The 17565-nt window shown below is 70.3% G+C and carries 13 protein-coding genes and 1 tRNA gene; 7 read left to right on the forward strand and 7 right to left on the reverse strand.

The window, feature by feature from the left end; genetic code table 11:
* Positions 1 to 5: 5 nt before the first annotated feature.
* Together AC3WQY_RS08800 and folE are read right to left on the reverse strand one after the other, a co-directional pair.
* Positions 6 to 428 (reverse strand): BLUF domain-containing protein, encoded by a 423-nt coding sequence (locus AC3WQY_RS08800; protein WP_285234026.1) that lies wholly within the window; start codon positions 426 to 428, stop codon positions 6 to 8.
* A gap of 10 nt (positions 429 to 438) precedes the next feature.
* Positions 439 to 1158 carry a GTP cyclohydrolase I gene (folE, locus tag AC3WQY_RS08805; protein ID WP_285234025.1) on the reverse strand — a complete coding sequence of 240 codons (720 nt, stop codon included), beginning with the start codon at positions 1156 to 1158 and terminating at the stop codon, positions 439 to 441.
* 116 nt (positions 1159 to 1274) lie between these two features.
* On the opposite strand from folE, the gene rsmB reads away from it, so the two are divergent.
* From rsmB to AC3WQY_RS08830, 5 genes are all read left to right on the forward strand, one after another.
* Positions 1275 to 2633: a 16S rRNA (cytosine(967)-C(5))-methyltransferase RsmB gene (gene rsmB, locus AC3WQY_RS08810; protein WP_492707535.1), complete on the forward strand. Its 1359-nt coding sequence runs from the start codon at positions 1275 to 1277 to the stop codon at positions 2631 to 2633.
* 8 nt (positions 2634 to 2641) lie between these two features.
* Positions 2642 to 3271, forward strand: a complete 630-nt coding sequence (locus tag AC3WQY_RS08815) for a DUF4390 domain-containing protein (RefSeq protein ID WP_285234023.1) — start codon at positions 2642 to 2644, stop codon at positions 3269 to 3271.
* Complete coding sequence (locus AC3WQY_RS08820) at positions 3268 to 5529, forward strand: sensor histidine kinase (protein WP_285234022.1); 2262 nt, start codon at positions 3268 to 3270, stop codon at positions 5527 to 5529. Before AC3WQY_RS08815 ends, AC3WQY_RS08820 begins: the two co-directional genes overlap by 4 nt.
* A gap of 13 nt (positions 5530 to 5542) precedes the next feature.
* On the forward strand, positions 5543 to 6247 hold the full coding sequence (locus tag AC3WQY_RS08825) for a response regulator (RefSeq protein ID WP_285234021.1): 705 nt from the start codon (positions 5543 to 5545) through the stop codon (positions 6245 to 6247).
* A 68-nt stretch (positions 6248 to 6315) separates the two neighbouring features.
* Positions 6316 to 6391: transfer RNA gene (locus AC3WQY_RS08830), tRNA-Phe, on the forward strand.
* 156 nt (positions 6392 to 6547) lie between these two features.
* Here AC3WQY_RS08830 and AC3WQY_RS08835 read toward each other — a convergent pair.
* Positions 6548 to 7516: a DMT family transporter gene (locus AC3WQY_RS08835; protein ID WP_492707538.1), complete on the reverse strand. Its 969-nt coding sequence runs from the start codon at positions 7514 to 7516 to the stop codon at positions 6548 to 6550.
* Between the two features lie 152 nt (positions 7517 to 7668).
* Between AC3WQY_RS08835 and AC3WQY_RS08840 the strand changes: the two genes are divergently transcribed.
* Positions 7669 to 8556, forward strand: a complete 888-nt coding sequence (locus AC3WQY_RS08840) for a LysR family transcriptional regulator (protein WP_285234005.1) — start codon at positions 7669 to 7671, stop codon at positions 8554 to 8556.
* Between the two features lie 119 nt (positions 8557 to 8675).
* Positions 8676 to 9044 carry a hypothetical protein gene (locus AC3WQY_RS08845; protein WP_285234004.1) on the forward strand — a complete coding sequence of 123 codons (369 nt, stop codon included), beginning with the start codon at positions 8676 to 8678 and terminating at the stop codon, positions 9042 to 9044.
* A gap of 6 nt (positions 9045 to 9050) precedes the next feature.
* Here AC3WQY_RS08845 and AC3WQY_RS08850 read toward each other — a convergent pair whose 3' ends face one another.
* The 4 genes from AC3WQY_RS08850 to AC3WQY_RS08865 form a co-directional block, all read right to left on the reverse strand.
* The gene (locus AC3WQY_RS08850; RefSeq protein WP_492707541.1) at positions 9051 to 9479 is read right to left on the reverse strand and encodes an Hsp20/alpha crystallin family protein; all 429 of its coding nucleotides are present in this window, start codon (positions 9477 to 9479) and stop codon (positions 9051 to 9053) included.
* Between the two features lie 143 nt (positions 9480 to 9622).
* Positions 9623 to 11191, reverse strand: a complete 1569-nt coding sequence (locus AC3WQY_RS08855; protein WP_492707543.1) for a methyl-accepting chemotaxis protein — start codon at positions 11189 to 11191, stop codon at positions 9623 to 9625.
* Positions 11192 to 11321: 130 nt separating this feature from the next.
* On the reverse strand, positions 11322 to 11897 hold the full coding sequence (locus AC3WQY_RS08860) for a YcbK family protein (RefSeq protein ID WP_492707545.1): 576 nt from the start codon (positions 11895 to 11897) through the stop codon (positions 11322 to 11324).
* A gap of 21 nt (positions 11898 to 11918) precedes the next feature.
* Positions 11919 to 17543, reverse strand: coding sequence for a DUF7379 domain-containing protein (locus AC3WQY_RS08865; RefSeq protein ID WP_492707547.1), 5625 nt, complete (start codon positions 17541 to 17543; stop codon positions 11919 to 11921).
* Between the last annotated feature and the right edge of the window lie 22 nt (positions 17544 to 17565).

The following is a 17565-nucleotide window of genomic DNA, read 5'->3' on the forward strand; positions in this document are numbered from 1 at the left end:
CGCGTTCAGCTGCAGACGATGGCGCCCGAGCTCACCAGTTCCTGGAACAGCGCCATCACCGCGCGGCCGCTCATCGCGTAGGGGTCGAGCCGGGTGGAGTCGCAATACTTCAGCACCAGGGCGGGGTTGAGGCGGTGCAGATTCACCTGGCCCATGGTCCAGCCGGCGAACTGGCGCTCGGGCACTTCCTCGTAGCTGAGCAGGATCACGTCCTTGTGGCGCGTGTCGCCGACGATGTGCTTGTAGCGCGCGTTCACCGCGTCGCGGCCGCCCTCCAGCACCTGCATGAACACGCCCTCGCTGTAGCACAGCAGGCCGGTCAGGCCCTCGGCGGGATTGTGCTCGCGCGACTGCTTCAGGATGGTGGCGAGATCGGCGTCGCTCAGGGGCTGGACGGCGCGGCTGGCATAGAGGAGGCGGACTAGCATGATGGTGGGGTCACTTCTTGCTGAGCAATGAGAGGAACTCGCGACGCAGGTTGGGATCCTTCAGGAAGGCGCCGCGCATCACACTGTTGGTCATCATGGACTCGCTGTCCTTGACGCCGCGCCAATGCATGCAGAAATGGTCGGCTTCCATCACGATGGCGAGGCCGTCGGGCTGCACGCGTTCCTGCAGCTCGTTGGCCAGCATGGTGACGGCCTCTTCCTGGATCTGCGGCCGGCTCATGATCCAGTCGGTCAGGCGCGCGTACTTGGAGAGACCGATCAGGTTGGAATGCTCGTTGGGCAGCAGGCCGATCCAGACCCGGCCCATGATCGGGCAGAGGTGGTGCGAGCAGGCGCTGCGCACCTTGATGGGCCCGACGATCATCAGCTCGTTGAGGCGCGTGACGTTGGGGAACTCGGTCACCGGCGGCGCCTCGACATAGCGGCCCTTGTAGATCTCGCGCACGAACATCTTGGCCACGCGCTTGGCGGTTTCCTGGGTGTTGTGGTCGCTGTCGGTGTCGATCACCATGGCGCGCAGCACCTCCTGCAGCTTGGCCTGCACCTCGGCCTGCAGCTCGTCCAGCTCGCCCGCTTCGATGAAGGCGGCGATGTTGTCGTTGGCGTGGTGGCGGCAGTTGGCGCTGATGAGGCGGTAGCGGATGCGCTCGGAAGCGGGCAGGGCGGCCAGTTCGGCGGCGGCCAGCTGGGGCGGATTCTTGGCGGGCATGGGCTTCTCGTCTCTCGGCAGGTAGCTCGGTTGCCGGGATTGTGGCCGGATTGGCAAAACCTTGCAGGTCGGGCCCGGCCCCGGCGTGGCCCCCGGGGTGGCTCTACACTGCCGCCGTGCCAAAGCCCGCAGTCCCCTCTTCGCCTCAGTCCGCCACCCTGCAACGCCTGCTCCTGCAGGTGGCCGATGCCGTGCAGGCCGTGCGCGCCGGCCAATCGCTCACCGAGCTGCTGGGGCGCTGCCCCGCCGCCCTGCGTCCGGGCACGCAGGCACTGAGCTTTCTGGTGCTGCGCCGGCTTGGCACGGCCCAGGCCCTGCGCGCCCTGCTGGCGCCCAAGGCGCCGCCGCCCAAGGTGGACAACCTCTTGATCTGCGCGCTGGCCCTGCTGCTGCCCCCGCAGCGTGAGGAGGCGCCGCCCTATGCCGAGCACACCGTGGTGGACCAGGCGGTGAGCGCGGTGCGCCAGCGCGCCCAGGGCAGCGCCAATTTCGTCAATGCGGTGCTGCGCCGCTTTCTGCGCGAGCGCAGCGCCCTGCTGGCGCAGTTGCAGGCCGATGCGGTGGCCGGCCACAACCACCCGGCCTGGTGGATCGAGCAACTGCGCCAGGATTGGCCGGAGCAATGGCCCGCCATCCTGGCCGCCAACAATCTGCACCCGCCGATGACCCTGCGCGTGAACGCCCGCCACGGCACGGCCGCCGCCTACCTGGAGCGCCTGGCCGTGGCCGGGATTGCCGCCCAGGCCCTGGACGGCGTGACGCCGCAGGCGGTGCGGCTGGCCAAGGCCGTGCCCGTCACTGCCCTGCCGGGCTTCGAGGCGGGCGAGGTGTCGGTGCAGGACGCCGCCGCCCAGCTGGCCGCCCCGCTGCTGTTGCAGTGGCAGCCGCAAGACCTGACCCCGGGCGCCCGGGTGCTGGATGCCTGCGCCGCGCCGGGCGGCAAGACCGCGCACCTGCTGGAACTGCGGCCCGATATCGAGCTGCTGGCCCTGGATGCCGACCCCAAGCGCCTGCAGCGCGTGCAGCAGAACCTCGACCGCCTGGGGCAGCGCGCGACGTTGAAGGCCGCCGATGCGCGCCAGCCCGCCGCCTGGTGGGATGGCCGGCCCTTCGACGCCATCCTGCTGGATGCGCCCTGCAGCGCCTCTGGCATCGTGCGCCGCCACCCGGACGTGCGCTGGCTGCGCCGGCCGGGCGACATCCCCCAGCTGGCGGCCATCCAGGCCGAGCTGCTGGAGGCCTTGTGGCCCACGCTGAAGCCGGGCGGCCGCCTGGTCTACGCCACCTGCTCGGTGTTCAAGGCCGAGGGCCAGGCGCAGACCGACGCGTTTTTGCAACGCCATGCCGATGCCAAGTCCATCGCGGTGCAAGGCGTCACGGGTCACCTGCTGCCCCTGGCCGACAATGAGACGCATGTGGAGGGAGCCGCGGCTTTGGACGGCTTCTACTACGCCCTCATCACCAAGCAAGCCTGAACCGCGCCTTGATCCTCAGCACGCCCTTCTCGTCCACCTCCAGGCCCGCCAGCGCCGCCCGCCCGGGCCGGGCGCTGCTGTGGCTGGCCGGGCTGCTGCTGTGGCTCGGCCTGGGTCTGGGGCTGGCGCGCGCCGACGGCGTGCTGCTGAACCAGCTCAGCACCGAGCGCGTGGATGATGGCCTGGCGCTCAACTTCAGCACCCGTTTCGAGCTGCCCAAGCCGGTGGAAGAGGCGCTGGCCAAGGGCGTGCCGATCTATTTCTCCGCCGAGGCGGCGGTGCTGCGCAACCGCTGGTACTGGCGCGATGCCCGCGTGGCGCGCGCCTCGCGCAGCTGGCGCCTGGCCTGGCAGCCGCTGACCCGGCAGTACCGCGTCAGCACCGGCGGCCTGAACCAGAGCTACGAGAGCCTGGCCGAGGCGGTGGCCTCGCTGCGCGGCGTGTCGGGCTGGCGCATCGCCGAGGCCAAGGAGCTGGAGGACGACGGCCGCTACTACCTGGAGTTCAGCTACAAGCTCGACACCAGCCAGCTGCCGCGGCCGATGCAGATCGGCCTGGGCGCGCCGCAGGGCTGGGACCTGAAGGTTGAGCGCACGCTGAACCTGAACCCGGACTTCAGCGCCAAGCTGGCGCCATGACAAAAGCGGCGCGTTGGGCCTGGGTGGTCTCCCTGGTGGCGGTGACCGGCGCCTGCGGGGTGCTGGCCTTCCTGCTCTCGATCGGCGCCACCGCGCCGCGCGGCTTCTTCGAGCGCCACTATGTCTGGCTGTTCTGGCTCAACGTGGTGGTGGCGGCGCTGCTGGTGCTGGTGATCGGCATCGCCGCGGTGCGCCTGGTGATACGCGTGAAGCGCGGCAAGTTCGGCAGCCGCCTGCTGCTCAAGCTGGCGGCCATCTTCGCGCTGGTGGGGGTGGTGCCGGGGCTGTTGATCTACACCGTCTCCTACCAGTTCGTGAACCGCAGCATCGAGAGCTGGTTCGATGTGAAGCTGGCCAGCGCGCTGGACGCCGGCCTCAAGCTGGGCCAGGGCACGTTGGACAGTCTGGTGGACGACCTGGGCGTGAAGACGCGCAGCGCCGCCGAGCGCCTGGCCGAGCTCAACAGCATGCCGCAGACGCTGGCGCTGGAGCGCGTGCGCGAGCAGCTCTCGGCGCGCACCGTGGCCCTGGTGGGGCCCAACGGCCAGATCCTGGTGGGCGTGGGCGGTGACACCCATTCGCTCACCCCCGACCGGCCCCAGCCCGAGCTGCTGCGCCAGGCACGTGCCCGGGGCCTGGTGAGCAAGATCGACAGCCTGGAGGAAGACCCGCCGCGCCTGCGCGCGCTGGCCCTGCTGCCCTCCAGCGATCTCAGCCTGGGCGGCGGCGACCGCTACCTGATGGTGGTGCAGGCCCTGCCCGCCAGCATGGTGGCGAATGCGCTGGCGGTGCAGGCGGCGAATGCCGAGTACCTGCAGCGCGGCCTCGAGCGCGACGGCCTGCGCCGCATGTACCTGGGCACCCTGACCCTGGTGCTGGTGCTGGCGGTGTTTGCCGCACTGCTGCTGGCGGTGACGCTGGGCAACCAGCTGGCGCGCCCGCTGCTGCTGCTGGCCGATGGCGTGCGCCAGGTGGCGCAGGGCGACCTGACGCGCAAGCCGGTGCTGAGCTCGCGCGACGAGCTGGGCGGCCTGACGCGTTCCTTCGCCGACATGACCCAGCAGCTCGCCGATGCGCGCGGCCTGGTGGAGCAGAGCGTGGCCCAGCTGGAGAGCGCGCGCACCAATCTGCAGACGATTCTGGACAACCTCACCGCCGGCGTGATCGTGTTCGATGCCCAGCAGCGCATCGACACCGTCAACCCCGGCGCCACCCGCATCCTCAAGCTGCCGCTGGCGGCCTACCGCGGCCGGCAGCTGGACGAGGTGCCGGAGCTGGCGGCCTTTGCCAAGGCGGTCTGGCAGCGCTACGACATGAATGCCGGCACCCGGCTGGGCACCGAGGGCGCGGGCGAGCGCGACCATTGGCAAGAGGCGTTCGAGCTGCAGCTGGACCAGAGCCAGGACGTGCTAACCCTGCTGGTGCGAGGCGCATCCTTGCCGCATGATGCGCGCCTGATGGTGTTCGACGATATCTCCGAGGTGGTCTCAGCCCAGCGCTCCCAGGCGTGGAGCGAGGTGGCGCGCCGCCTGGCGCACGAGATCAAGAACCCGCTCACGCCCATCCAGCTCTCCGCCGAGCGCCTGCAGCACAAGCTCGAGGCCAAGCTCGAGGGTACCGACCAGGCCATGCTGGTGCGCTCGGTGGCCACCATCGTCAACCAGGTGCAGGCGATGAAGCAGCTGGTGAACGAGTTCCGCGATTACGCGCGCCTGCCCGCCGCCAGCCTCAAGGGCCTGGACCTGAACGCGTTGGTGAGCGAGGTGCTGATGCTTTACGCGCCGGCGCAGGAAGCCGGCCGCCTGCATGCCGAGCTGACGAGCGAGCCGCCCCTCATCAACGGCGACGCCACCCAGCTGCGCCAGGTCATCCACAACCTGGTGCAGAACGCGCTCGACGCCGTGAGCGAGCGGCCCGACGGCCATGTGACCGTGCGCACGCAGAAGGCTTTCAGCGATGCCGGAGAGCTGCGCGGCCTGCGTCTGCAAGTGACGGACAATGGGCCCGGTTTTGCGGAGAAGGTGCTCAAGAGGGCCTTCGAGCCTTACGTGACGACCAAGTCCAAGGGCACCGGCCTCGGGCTGGCGGTGGTGAAGAAAATCGCAGATGAACATGGCGCCCGCATCCGCCTGGTGAATCTGCACAAGGAAGGCGACGAGGCGCTGCCGGTAGTGGGCGCTCAAGTTTCGTTATCATTTTCAAAACTCGCGACTGCACCGAGCCCGGCCGAGACGCCAGAAACGCGCCGGCCCGCGTGAACAGTAGGCATACATGGCAACCATTCTTGTAGTCGACGACGAACTGGGCATCCGAGCCCTCTTGTCTGAAATCCTCTCCGACGAGGGGCACACCATCGAACTGGCGGAGAACGCCGCCCAGGCCCGCAGCGTGCGCGAGCGCATGCGCCCGGACCTGGTGCTGCTGGACATCTGGATGCCCGATGTCGATGGCATCACGCTGCTGAAGGAGTGGGGCAGCTCGGGCCAGCTCTCGATGCCGGTGATCATGATGAGCGGCCACGGCACCATCGACACCGCGGTGGAAGCCACCAAGTTCGGTGCCATCGCCTTCCTCGAAAAGCCCATCACCCTGCAGAAGCTGCTGCGTGCGGTGGAGCAGGCCCTGGTGAAGACCGCGCCGCGCCCCGCGCCCACGGTGACGATGGCCAGCTTCGAGCGCAACGACATGGTGGGCGGCCTGCCCATCTCGCATGCGCCCACCGGCCTGAGCGTGGCGCCCGCGGTGGCCCTGCCGCCCCAGGGCCTGGCCTCCGAGCAGGTGTTCGAGCTGGACCGGCCGCTGCGCGAGGCGCGCGATGCCTTCGAGAAGAGCTACTTCGAATTCCACCTCGCCAAGGAGAACGGCTCGATGACCCGCGTGGCCGAGAAGACCGGCCTCGAGCGCACCCATCTGTACCGCAAGCTCAAGCAGCTGGGTGTCGATCTCACAAGAAACAAGCGCAACAGCGGAATTTAGTGCTACACTCTTGGTCTTCGCTGATTTGGGCGGCTTGAAAAAGCCACCAAGCAGCGGTGACTAGACAAGGCCTGGTAGCTCAGTTGGTAGAGCAGCGGATTGAAAATCCGCGTGTCGGTGGTTCGATTCCGCCCCAGGCCACCAAACGCAAATGGCTCCCCTCGTGGGAGCCATTTTCGTTTGGCGGTTCGCGGAGCGGATGAGAACCACGTTCGCTCTATGGCAGCCAGTGGCTGCCATAGGACGTTGCGCAGCAACGGTCCGAAGTGCCTGGGAGGGCACGGAGGATGACTGATCGGCCTAAGCCGAGCAGGCACAACCCGCAGCGCCCGTTTGCGGCCGCCTTGCCGCATGGCCGCCCACACCAGCCGTCAGCTTCCTCCCCGCCCAGGCATTCACCGCCAAGGCCAGCGCCACCAGCCCCGCACCGCCCAGTTCCGCCGCGCTCGGTGTCTGCCCCATCAAGGCATGTACGCCCAGCACCGAGACCGGCACCATATTGATGAACAGCGTGCCGGCCACGGCGCCCAGGCGGCGGACGCCGAAATTGAAGGCCATGGCCGCCAGCACGGTGGGCAGCACGGCGATGTAGAGCAGCGCTGGCAGCCGGCTTGCCAGCACGCCGATGGCCGGGGCCGGCGCCAGGCCCAGCAGCGTGGCCACGAGCGCGGCCAGCAGCATCCAGGGCCAGGCCGCCACGGCCGTGAGTGCCGTGTATTCAAGCGGGCTCAGCTCGGGCATGGCGGCGGCGCCGCGCGTGTACAGCACCCAGCCCAGGGTGCCGGCCAGGCTGAGCAGATCGCCCAGCAGCATGGGCGCGTCGGCCGCCTGCGCCGGGCTGAAGACATTGGCCACGGTGGCCACGCCGGCCAATGCCATGGCGGCGCCGACCAGCGACATGGCCGAGGGGCGCTGCCCGTCCAGCGCCCAGCGCAGCAGCAGGGTGGTGAAGGGCATGCTGGCCATGATGACCGCGCCATGCGAGGGCAGCGAGCGCGCCAGGCCGTAGAACACCAGCACGCTGAAGAAGCCGTAGCCGGCCAGCCCCAGCAGCGTGAGGCGGCCGAGCCGGGCGCGCAGCTTGCGCCAGGGCGTCGAGCCGAAGAGCTGGGCCAGCGCGCCGAGCAGGAGGGCGGCCAGCAGATAGCGAATGACGGTGAACCACAGCGGGTCCAGCACGCTCAGCAGCGGCTTGCCGACAAGAAACAGGCTGCCCCAGGCGCTGGTGGCGCAGAGCAGGGCGACGACGGGAGCGAGCGCGGTAGGCATGGTGGTGAGGACGGCAGGCGCGCGTGGCGCGATGCGGAGTGGTGGATGGCTGCAGTCTGGCGATGCCGGCCGCGCCGGTCCATTTGCTTCGGCGGCACGCGCCGTTCGGAATTTCGACATGCGGCCACGACCCGCCTGGGCAGAATGGCGGCATGGAGATCTACCAGCTGAAGACATTCATCGCCGTGGCGGCGGAGGGCAATCTCACGCGTGCGGCCGAGCGGGTGTTCACCAGCCCGCCGGCCGTGAGCGCCCAGCTCAAGGCGCTGGAAGACGAGCTGGGCGTGCGGCTGTTCGACCGCACCGCACGCGGCATGTCGCTCACCGTCGCGGGCCAGCGCCTGCTGGCCGAGGCGCAGCGCACCATCGCCGCCTCGCAGGCCCTGCAGGCGGCTGCGGCGCAGATCCGCGGGCAGGCGCGCGGCGCGGTGCGCATGGGCACGGTGAGCGATCCGGTCTCGCTGCGCCTGGGCGAGGTGTTCGTGCAGCTGGCCGAACGGCATCCGCAGGTGGCGCTGCAGCTGCAACAGGGCCTGTCGCTGCGCACCATGCAGGCGGTGCGGCGCGGCGAGCTGGACTGTGCCTATGTGCTCAACGAGCAGGCGCAGCTGGATGGCCTGGAGGTGCTGCGCCTGACGCCGGTCGACATCGTCGCGATGCTGCCGCCGCAGTGGCGGGCCGACAACCTGCCCGGCTCGCTCAGCGCCCTGACCGAGCTGCCCTGGGTGGCGACGCCGACCGAATGCGGCCTGCGTCTGCAGCTGGAGACGCTGTTTCGCAGCGTGGGCAGGGAGTTGCCGGTCGGCCCCATGGCCGATACCGAAGCGGCGATGCGCGCCATGGTGGCGAGTGGCCTGGGCGCGGGGCTGATGCGGCGCGATCAGGCCGAGGAACTCGAGCGCCAGGGGCAGGGCCGGGTCTGGCCGGGCTGGCGCGGGCAAACCTGGCTGTGCTGGGTCGGCCCGCAGGCGGCAGCCGAGCTGCCGGCGCTCACGGCGGTGCGGGAGTCGGTGCTGCAGGTCTGGGGCTTGGCGGGCTAGCGATACATGGCTGCAAGGCCGGCGCGGGCCGAACAGGCACAATCCGCCTCTTGCCCGGCCGGTCCGCCCATGGACCGGCTTGCTCTGATTCCTCTTTCGTGGGCTCAAGATCCATCGACATGAACCCACCCACGCCAGCCGAAGCCATCGCCCCGCAAGACCACGCCGCCCTGCTCGCCACCGTGATCGCTGCGCTGAGCACGCGCAGCCTGAACCATTTCGCAGCCGAGGCGCGGCTGGACGGCGAGAGCCTGCAGCAGGCGGTGGAACGCTACGAGATCGATTACGCCTGGCATGTGCTCGGCTCGGCGCGCCTGCGCGAGGCCACCGTGGCGCGGCTGGAGGCCAGGCTCAAGCAGCCGGCCAGCGCCGCGCAACAGCGCTGCATTGCCGAGGTGCTGCACGCCGCCGCCAGCGCTCAGGATCCCGAGCTGCTGATGAGCTTCGACAACGACGTGGCCGAGCAGCTGGCCGCAGCGCTGGGCTGAGCGCGCTCAGTCGATCTTCAGCTGGCGGCTGCCCGTGCCCTGCTTCTTCGGCAGGGTGAGCGTCAGGATGCCGTTCTCGTACTTGGCGCTGGCATGGCCTTCATCGACCTCGGTGCCGAGCTGGAAGCTGCGCGACACGGTGCCGAAATAGCGCTCTTCGCGCAGCGACTTCTCATCGCGGCTACGCGCGTCGAACTGCTTCACCTCGGCGCTGACGGTCACCATATTGCCGTCCACGGCAACCTTGATGTCGTTCTTGTTCACGCCGGGCAGTTCGGCATGCACGGTGAAGAGCTCGGCCGACTCCTTCACGTCGATCTTGATCTTGTCGGGCGAGGGCAGCGGGTCGCCGTGCAGGGGCCGGACGTAGAAGCCGGTGTTGAAATCGCGCAGCAGGTCGTCGAACAGATGGCTGCGAGTGATCAGGGAGCTCATGATGGTCCTCCATAAGCCGCGGGTTGCGGCAAGATCGCCCGTGCAGCGCCAGACGGCGCCGGACGGTCGCAAGCAAGTATTTGGCGCTATCCGCGGCCAAGTCAAAGCCGGCGACACATGGGTTTGCGCGGCATCAACGATGCCTATCCCAACCTGAACGCGCTCACCGCGTTGACCAACTGCGCCGCCTGTTCGCGCAGGCTTTGCGAGGCCGCCGCACTCTGTTCGACCAGCGCGGCGTTCTGCTGCGTGGCCTGATCGAGCCGGGTCACGGCGTCGCCCACCAGGCTCATGCCACTGGTCTGTTCCTGGGTGGCGGTGCTGATGCCGCTGATGAGTTCGTTGACCTTGCGGACCTGATCGACGATGCCGGCCATGGTGGCGCCGGCATCACCGACTAGTTGGCTGCCGGCCTGCACTTTCTCGACGCTGTCGTTGATCAGGCTTTTTATCTCGCGGGCGGCCTGGGCGCTGCGCTGGGCCAGCAGCCTCACCTCGCCGGCCACCACGGCGAACCCGCGCCCCTGCTCGCCGGCGCGCGCCGCCTCGACCGCCGCATTCAGCGCCAGGATATTGGTCTGGAAGGCGATGCCATCGATCACGCCGATGATGTCGGCGATCTTGCGGCTCGACGCGGTGATCTCGTCCATCGTCGCGACCACGCGCCCCACCACCTCGCCGCCCTCGCGCGCGACCAGGCTGGCCGCGCTGGCGAGCCGCGTGGCCTCGCGCGCGGTATCCGCGCTGCTGCGCACCGTGCCATTGATCTGCTCAAGCGCCGAGGCGGTCTGCTGCAGGTTCGAGGCCTGCCGCTCGGTGCGCTGGCTGAGGTCCTGGTTGCCGGTGGCGATCTGGCCGGCGGCGGTGGCAATGCTGTCGCTGCCCGAGCGCACGCTCAGCACGATGCGGCCCAGGCTGTCCGTCATCGCCTGCAGCGCATGCAGGAGCGTGCTCAGCTCGTTGTTGCCGCGCACCTCGATGCGCACGCTGAGGTCGCCACCTGCCACCCGGTTGGCTACCGCGATGGCCTGGTCCAGTGGCGCGGTGATGCCGCGCACCAGCAGCAGGCCACAAGCGGCCGCCAGCGCCAACGCGGCGAGCGAGGCGGCCCACATCAGCAGGCGCTGCCGGCTCAGATCCTGCGCGACCTGCGCCTGGTTGGCCCGAGCGCGCGCGCCCAGCAACTTGGAGAGCTCGGCGGCCGCGGCGTTGCCGCTGCGGTAGCCCGGGTTGATGGTCTTGATCAGCACCGCCTCGGCGCCGTCCCATGCGCCGCTGCGCACCAGGCCGGCCGCCTCGTCCACCGCCACCAGACCCAGTCCGCCACTCTTGTCGAACCATTCGCGCGCGAGTCGGCGTTCGGCCTCGTCGGCCATGGTGGCGCTGTAGTCGTCCCAGGCTTTGCGCAGCTCCTCGCTGCCGGACTTGATGGCCGCAAAGTGCAAGTCGAGCGGGTGGTCGTGCAGCTTGGCCCACTCAAAGCCCGGGTTGTGCTGGAGCGCCTGCAGGATCTGGCTGCGGTTGGTTTCCATCTGCCACTTGATCTGCGCCAGTGCCCGTTCGGAGCGGGCATCGCGCAGCAGCAGGTCCTTGTAAACCGCCTCGGTATGGCTGGCGCCGTAGTGGCCGAGGCCGCCGACGATGCTGACCAGCACCATCAATAGCCCGAGGGTGGACGCGATCAGCGTCTTGATCTTGAATGAACTGAACATGATGGCTGCCTCTTGGGTGGTGGGCAATAGCGCGCACCATGGGCTTTCCCCGGCTCATGGCGCACACCGCGCCAGACCATCCTAACGCCCAAACATCCCGTCCACCGCAAATTTGTGGCCGCCCGCGGCCTCAGCCCATGGCGGCTTGCAGGCCTTCCACGTAGACCAGCTTGTCGCTCGCCGCATCGACCACATAGCTGAGCAGCTGGCGCCGGTTCTTGCCCATGCCGGGCGGCAGCAGCGAGATGTGCACCCAGCCCGAGTTGGGCCCTTTGCGCGGGTCGTAGCACTCGCAGATGATCTGGTCGTAGTCGGGCAGGTTCGCGCTCGCCCAGCGCGCCAGCTCCAGCGTGGCCATGCCGGCGATCTCGACATCGCAGGCGCGGCCCTCGGTGTGCTGGCTGGTCGAGATCCAGCTGGCCGGGCGGTCCTTCAGCAGGCGCTCCAGCGCCTGGCTGCGGTACACGCTGTTGGGCGTGAAGCGCCCGAAGCGATCGCGTATCGGCTGCAGCACCGCGCGCGCCAGGTGCACGGCGCTGCGCAGGGCCGCGTCGTCGTGGAGGGCGTTGTCGATGCCGCGCCGCGCTGCCAGCTCCGAGACGGTGAGCTCGTAGAGCTGGAAGTTGGGCGCGATCAGGTCCTCGGGCCGCACCGTGGCGGTGCTGAGGCTGGCCAGCGCGGCCTTGCTGAGATCTTGTCCTGCCATGATGGGTAAGCCTCCCTGCGGTCAAACGGCGCGCCGCATCGTCTGCAGCGCTTCATGCACGGCCAGGTCCCAGGGCGCGCGCCGCTCGCCGGTGAGCTCGATCAGGAAGTCCAGATGCTCCTGGATCGTGGCGGCCTCGCGCAGGCTGGCGCCGCGCGCCAGCGCGGCCTCGTAGCGCGCCGTGGCGGCCTGTGCCAGCGCCGCGCAGCGCTCGCTGTCGCGCGCCGCCAGCAGCAGCTGCACCACCGCCAGGTCGCCCAGCGCGCATTCGCCCCAGAAGCTGGGCGAGGCCTCCAGCTCGGCGCCGGCCGCGCTGGCCTGCTGCTCGCACTGGGTGTCGAGCGCGGCATGCCAGTCGCCGCGCGCATAGGCCGGGTCGTAGGCCTCCAGCAGCAGGCAGGCCAGGGCCCAGTTGCTGAAGGCGTAGGCGTCGGGCCGGGCGTCGAAGGCCTGGCGGTAGTAGGCGGCCATATTGAGCAGGGCCTCGCTGCGGCCATGCTCGATCTGCACCCAGGCCAGGCGCTTGCAGGCGCTGCCCATCAGCTTGAGGCGCTCGCCGCTGCTGGCGCGCGCATTGATGACGTCGAGCTCGCGCAGCGCCTGCTCGATGCGCTCGGCGATGGCGCGGCGCTGCAGCTGCAGGCCGGGCCCCGCCCCGGCGCCCGCGCGCTGGCGCAGCGCCACCCATTCGAGTGCGGCCAGGCGCACGCGGTAGTTGGCCGCCTGTTCGGCCGCGCGCACCGGGCATTCGCCCTGGTCGGAGGCGAGCGCCTTGTCCAGCCAGACGAGTGCGTCCTCGAACATATTGCCCTCGCCATAGGCAAAGCCCAGCGCCGCGCAGACGTCCGCGCGCGCCAGCCAGTCGCCGGTGCGGCAGTCGGCGCGGTCCTGCGCGGGAATGCGCTTGAGCAGGGCGTCGATGCGGGCGCGCAGCTGGGCCTGCAGCGCGGGTTCGTCGCAGTCCTTTTCCTTGGACTGCATGCGCGTGTCCTCGGCGCGGTTGCGCAGCTCCACCACCAGCTCGGCGGCCGAGCAGAAGGGCGGTCTGGCGGCGCGCTCGGCCTCGCCATCCTCGCGCACCAGGCGGTAGCCCGGGTCGCCATAGCATTGGTAGGCGCCCCAGGTGTTGGCGCCGGGGTGGCGCTCCCAGGCGGCGCGGCGCGCCTCCAGCACGGCCTGGCCAAAGGTCTTGCCGTCCAGCATGGCGCCGTAGAAGGACTGCGCAAAGGTGAGGGCGGCGGCATCGTCCACCGCCCAGCCGGCGCAGATCACCGCACGCACCCCCATGCGGATGAAGCCCACGCCGAGGTTGGCGGCCAGCAGGTTCTGCCCGCCCAGGCTGCCGCCGGTCTTGCCCAGCTTGCAGCAGTTGACGAACACCAGCTCGGGCACATAACGCATCTGCTCCACGTCACCTGGCGTCAGGAAGACGCCCTTGCCGATCACCATGCCGGAGTACTTCCGGCGCTCCGGCAGGCGCTGGGCGCTGCTGCCATCGGGCAGGGTGATGCTGAGCTCGGCGGGCGCGGCCTCCTGCGCGACCTCGAACTCGTGCTCGCCATGGCCGGCCAGATGCAACACCCGCAGCGGCCGGCCGTGCAGGCCGGTGAGGATGCTGGAGGCGTTGGCGTCGATGCTGGCCGTGACGTCGTAGCCGCCCTGGGCAAACAGCTGGCGCACCTGCTCGGCCTCCTGGCGCGCGCCCGGCAGGTCGACAAAGCCGTCCCAGCCGTCCAGGTCGGGGTTGCCCACCACGTAGACGCTGTTCTGGTAGGCGTAGTTGGGCTGGGCGCGGAACAGCTCGGTCTTGAGCTGGCGCACCATGCCGCTGACCACCGCCGGCGGTCGGCCCAGATGGCTCCAGCGGTCTTCCAGCAGCTCCCAGGGAAAGCGCGCCGAGGCCTCGTCGAGCAGCAGCACCATGGCGCGCTGGTCGGGCGCGCTCTCCTTGAGGCGGTTCGGCAGCAGCATCTCGAACAGGGTCTTGGAGACCTCGCTGTTGTTGCCGGCGCTGCCGCAGGCCTGGGCGATGAAGCCGTCCGCCAGGCGCAGCTGGCCGAAGGCCAGGATCGCCTCGGCGCGCGCGCGGTCGCCGGTGACGACGAAGCGCAGCCGGTCGGCCTTGCGGTCCTCGGTGATCTCGATGCGCTGCCACCAGCTCTGGTCGGCGTCGAAGCGGCTGCGCTGCAGCCGGCCCTCGCCTTCCTCGACCACCGGGCAGGGCCAGTGTAGCTTGGGCCCGAGCTCGGCGCTGGCCAGCAGGCGTGCCAGGTCCTTGGCGGCGCCGATGGCGAGATCCTGGAACAGCTCGACGAATTCCACGCCATCGATCAGCACCTGCTGGTCCAGTTGCGCGTCCTCGAGCTTGCGGTTCGCGGCCAGCGCGCCGCGCAGCACCGCTTCCATCGATTCCTGCGGCGACAGGCTGCTGGCGCCGGTGCCCACCAGCAGGCTGCTGAGGCTGGCGCTGATGCGGCCGTCTTTGTCCTGGTCGCGCGGCGCGCCCTTGCGGGCCAGGGCATCGCGCTGCAGCAGCTGCAGCGCGTAGTCCAGCAGCAGGTCGCGCACCCCGGCCTCGAGGCGGCCGGGCGAGAGCTCGCCCACCTGGCCCAGACCCACCACCAGGGCGCCGCTGGGCGAGCGCTCGGCGATCTCGTTGAAGAACACCGCATGGCTGCCCGCCGCACCCGGGTAGAGGCCCAGCTCGCGCTTGCGCGTGAGCGGGCCCAGCGCCTGCCGGCCGCGCAGGCGCTGGTCCAGCGAGGCCTCGGCGCTGACGATGGTGTCGTCCTGGTAATGGCCCACCAGCACCGGGTGGCGCGCGTAGCGCAGATCGCCATGGCGCAGGCTGACGCGCAGGCGCGCACTCTGCGGCCTGGCCCCGGCGCCGCGCCGGCGTGCGCGCGTGCCGCCGAAGCCCAGCCCGCGCAGCGCCGCCGCGTCGGGCAGCTCGTCGAACACCGGCAGCTCCGGCAGCACGAAGCGCTCGGCCGCGCCGCCGGCGCGCGCGCGCGTCGGCGGCGTGCTGGAGAGCTGATCGGTGTTGCCGCTCAGCAGCAGGTCCACATAGCCGCGGAAGATGCTGCGGTCGTCGGCATTGCTGCAGAGCTGGTCGTGGCCGGTGTCGGGCGCGTAGAAGGTGCGCACATCCTTGAGCCGCCCCGAGGCCCAGGGCACCGTGCCATCGCCCTCGCTGCTGGCGATCCAGCGCAGCTTCTTGCGCGCCAGGCCCCAGCCCTCGTCCACCACCTCATGGTCCACCACGGTGGCGCTCTGGCAGCCCGCCACGTAAATCATGTGCTCGGGGTCGATGGCGGCGTCGCGCAGCAGCTTCCAGGTGGCGGCGGCCTGGCGCAGCACCGCGTCCTCGATCGGCGTCCAGCTGGCGTTGATCTCCTTCTTCAGCGCCTTCCAGGTGGCGGACTGGGCCCAGGGGTTGGGCTCCTGGTCCCAGGGCAGCAGCTCGGCCAGGCCGGGGAAGCGCCGCACGATATCGATCACGCCATCGGCGCCGCGCGTCAGGTCCAGCAGGATCAGCTTGGCCTGGGTGGGGTTGTTGCCGGTGAGCCAACGCACCGCCTCGTGCGAGCCGCGGTTGGGCGTGCCCAGCATCAGCAGCCGGCTGGCCGGCAGCGCGCACAGGCGCCGCCAGGCCTGCGCGCCGGCGCCGCCATCGGCGATCATGGCGCGCGCCACCAGGCCGCCCATCGAATGCGCGACGATGTGCACCGGCTGGTGGCTGCGCTCGGCCTCGGGCAGCACCGCCTCGAGCTTGGCGGTGAGGCGCTGGGCGGCCTCGCGTACCGAGAGCCGCCAGTCATAGGGCAGGATCTCGACGCGGTGGGTGCGCGTCAGATGCTCCAGCAGCGGGCCGTAGAAATCGCCCAGCAGGTCCACCGCCTCGATATCGCCGGCCTCGATGCCGATCTCGCCCAGCCCGCCCTTCAGCAGCGGCCAGTATTCCAGCCAGATCGGATCGCCCCTGGCCTTGAGCGCGCTGCCCATGGTGCCGGGCACGACGATGGCGATCGGCCGTGGCGTGCTGGCCGCGCGGCTGGCGCTGACCGCCTTCCACCAGCTCGGCGCCTCGGGCTTTTCCATCGCTTCGGCGATGGGCAGGAAGCCGGCGTCGCTGCCGTCCTTGCGCGCCAGCGCGGCGGCCAGCCAGTCGATCGAGAGCTTGTTGCGGAAGTAGTTGAAGTGCGAGACCTGCTCGCCCTGGTCGCGGCGGTAGCGCGCGCCGCCCGCCGGCCGCGCGATGCCGCCCAGCATCGAGGCGGTGTTGACCACCAGGTCGTGGTCGGCGGCGTAGAACCAGTCGATCGCCAGCAGCTTGAGCTGGCCCAGCAGGCCCTTGCCCTCGATGTCGCCGGCGATCACGCTGAGGTCGGCGCTGGTCGTGAGCCCGGGTGTCTGCAGCAGGCGCGTGAGCGCCGAGCCCGGCATCATTGCCTCCAGGCCGGGCAGGGTGCGCGGGTCGGTGCGCTCCTTCACCACCGCCAGCAGGAAGTCCATCGCGTCGCCGAACAGGCCGCCGGGCACGAGCTTGCCCAGCACCGTGTCAAGGACGCTCAACCAGCGGTCCAGGCGGCCGGAGGCCAGGGTAGTGCCGCGCGCCGGGCAGGCCACGCGCGCAAAGCGCAGCACGCGGATGCGGCGCTCGTCCAGCTGGGTCAGCAGCTCGCCGAGCAGCCGGCGGTCTTCCTGGTAGCCGCCGCTGCGCAGCTTGGCGGCCTCGCCGATCAGGGCGCCCAGGCCCAGCTGCTCGGCCGCGGTGCCGTCCTGCGCGAACAGCTGGTCCAGCAGGGCGGCATTGAGCGGGTCGTCGCCGCTGCGCGCGCGCTGGCCCAGGGTCAGCAACTCGCCCACCAGGCCGCCGCGCGAATGCGACACCAGGTGCAGCTGCGCCCCCACCGGCAGCTGCTTCACCAGCTCCAGCGCATTGCGTATCGGGCTCTCGCTGAGCGTGCGATGCTCCCAGGCATAGACCTCGGCGCCATAGCGCTGCGCGATCTGCTGGCGCAGCGCCGCGGCGGCGCGGCCGCCCTCATCGGTGGTGCTGGCTGCGGTGGCGGCCAGTGCCGCATAGCTGCCGGCAAAGCTGGACATGGTGCCGTGCAGGAACAGCAGCACCGGCGCATCGCTCTTCATGCTGGCGGGCCCGTCGGCCACCGCGCTCATGCCCAGCTGCGGCTGCAGCGCCACGCGGTAGAGGCCGGGTTCGTTGCCGAGCTGCTTTCGTTCGAACGTGAGGCCGATGCTGCGCGCGGTGGCGCCGGCCAGGTCGATGCCGATGAAGTCCAGCGCCTTGATGCCCAGGCTCAGCAGGCCGCGCTCGCTGCTGGGCTGGATGTCGTCGCGGTAGGCGCCGATGCGCGCGCCGGCGTCGATCTCCCAGCTGGCCTCGCCATCGCCGCGCTGCGCGCCCTTGCGGCCGCGGTCGCGCAGCAGGTCGTCGGCGCGCACCCACATCACCAGGCCGTTCTCGTACTCGACGCGCACCACCTCGTCGGCCTGCACGTTCAGCGTGCCGGCCGCCTGGCCGGCGTCGCGCGAGGCGCTGAGCGGCCGCACCCGCCGCGGCGTGCCGCTGATCCTGACCTGGCTGGTGGCCAGGGTGGTGGGCGTCAGGCCATCGCTGGCCACGCGCAGGGCGATGGTGGCGGGG

The organism is Roseateles sp. FW301-B2, from assembly GCF_058788955.1.

What these genes read in the sequence shown, in the direction of transcription:
- AC3WQY_RS08860 (WP_492707545.1), bottom strand. Translation starts at nt 11,897, where the DNA reads ATGGCAGGACAAGATCTCAGCAAGGCCGCGCTGGCCAGCCTCAGCACC.
- AC3WQY_RS08825 (WP_285234021.1), top strand. Translation starts at nt 5,543, where the DNA reads ATGGCAACCATTCTTGTAGTCGACGACGAACTGGGCATCCGAGCCCTC.
- AC3WQY_RS08820 (WP_285234022.1), top strand. Translation starts at nt 3,268, where the DNA reads ATGACAAAAGCGGCGCGTTGGGCCTGGGTGGTCTCCCTGGTGGCGGTG.
- folE (WP_285234025.1), bottom strand. Translation starts at nt 1,158, where the DNA reads ATGCCCGCCAAGAATCCGCCCCAGCTGGCCGCCGCCGAACTGGCCGCC.
- AC3WQY_RS08800 (WP_285234026.1), bottom strand. Translation starts at nt 428, where the DNA reads ATGCTAGTCCGCCTCCTCTATGCCAGCCGCGCCGTCCAGCCCCTGAGC.
- AC3WQY_RS08835 (WP_492707538.1), bottom strand. Translation starts at nt 7,516, where the DNA reads ATGCCTACCGCGCTCGCTCCCGTCGTCGCCCTGCTCTGCGCCACCAGC.
- AC3WQY_RS08840 (WP_285234005.1), top strand. Translation starts at nt 7,669, where the DNA reads ATGGAGATCTACCAGCTGAAGACATTCATCGCCGTGGCGGCGGAGGGC.
- AC3WQY_RS08855 (WP_492707543.1), bottom strand. Translation starts at nt 11,191, where the DNA reads ATGTTCAGTTCATTCAAGATCAAGACGCTGATCGCGTCCACCCTCGGG.
- AC3WQY_RS08845 (WP_285234004.1), top strand. Translation starts at nt 8,676, where the DNA reads ATGAACCCACCCACGCCAGCCGAAGCCATCGCCCCGCAAGACCACGCC.
- AC3WQY_RS08850 (WP_492707541.1), bottom strand. Translation starts at nt 9,479, where the DNA reads ATGAGCTCCCTGATCACTCGCAGCCATCTGTTCGACGACCTGCTGCGC.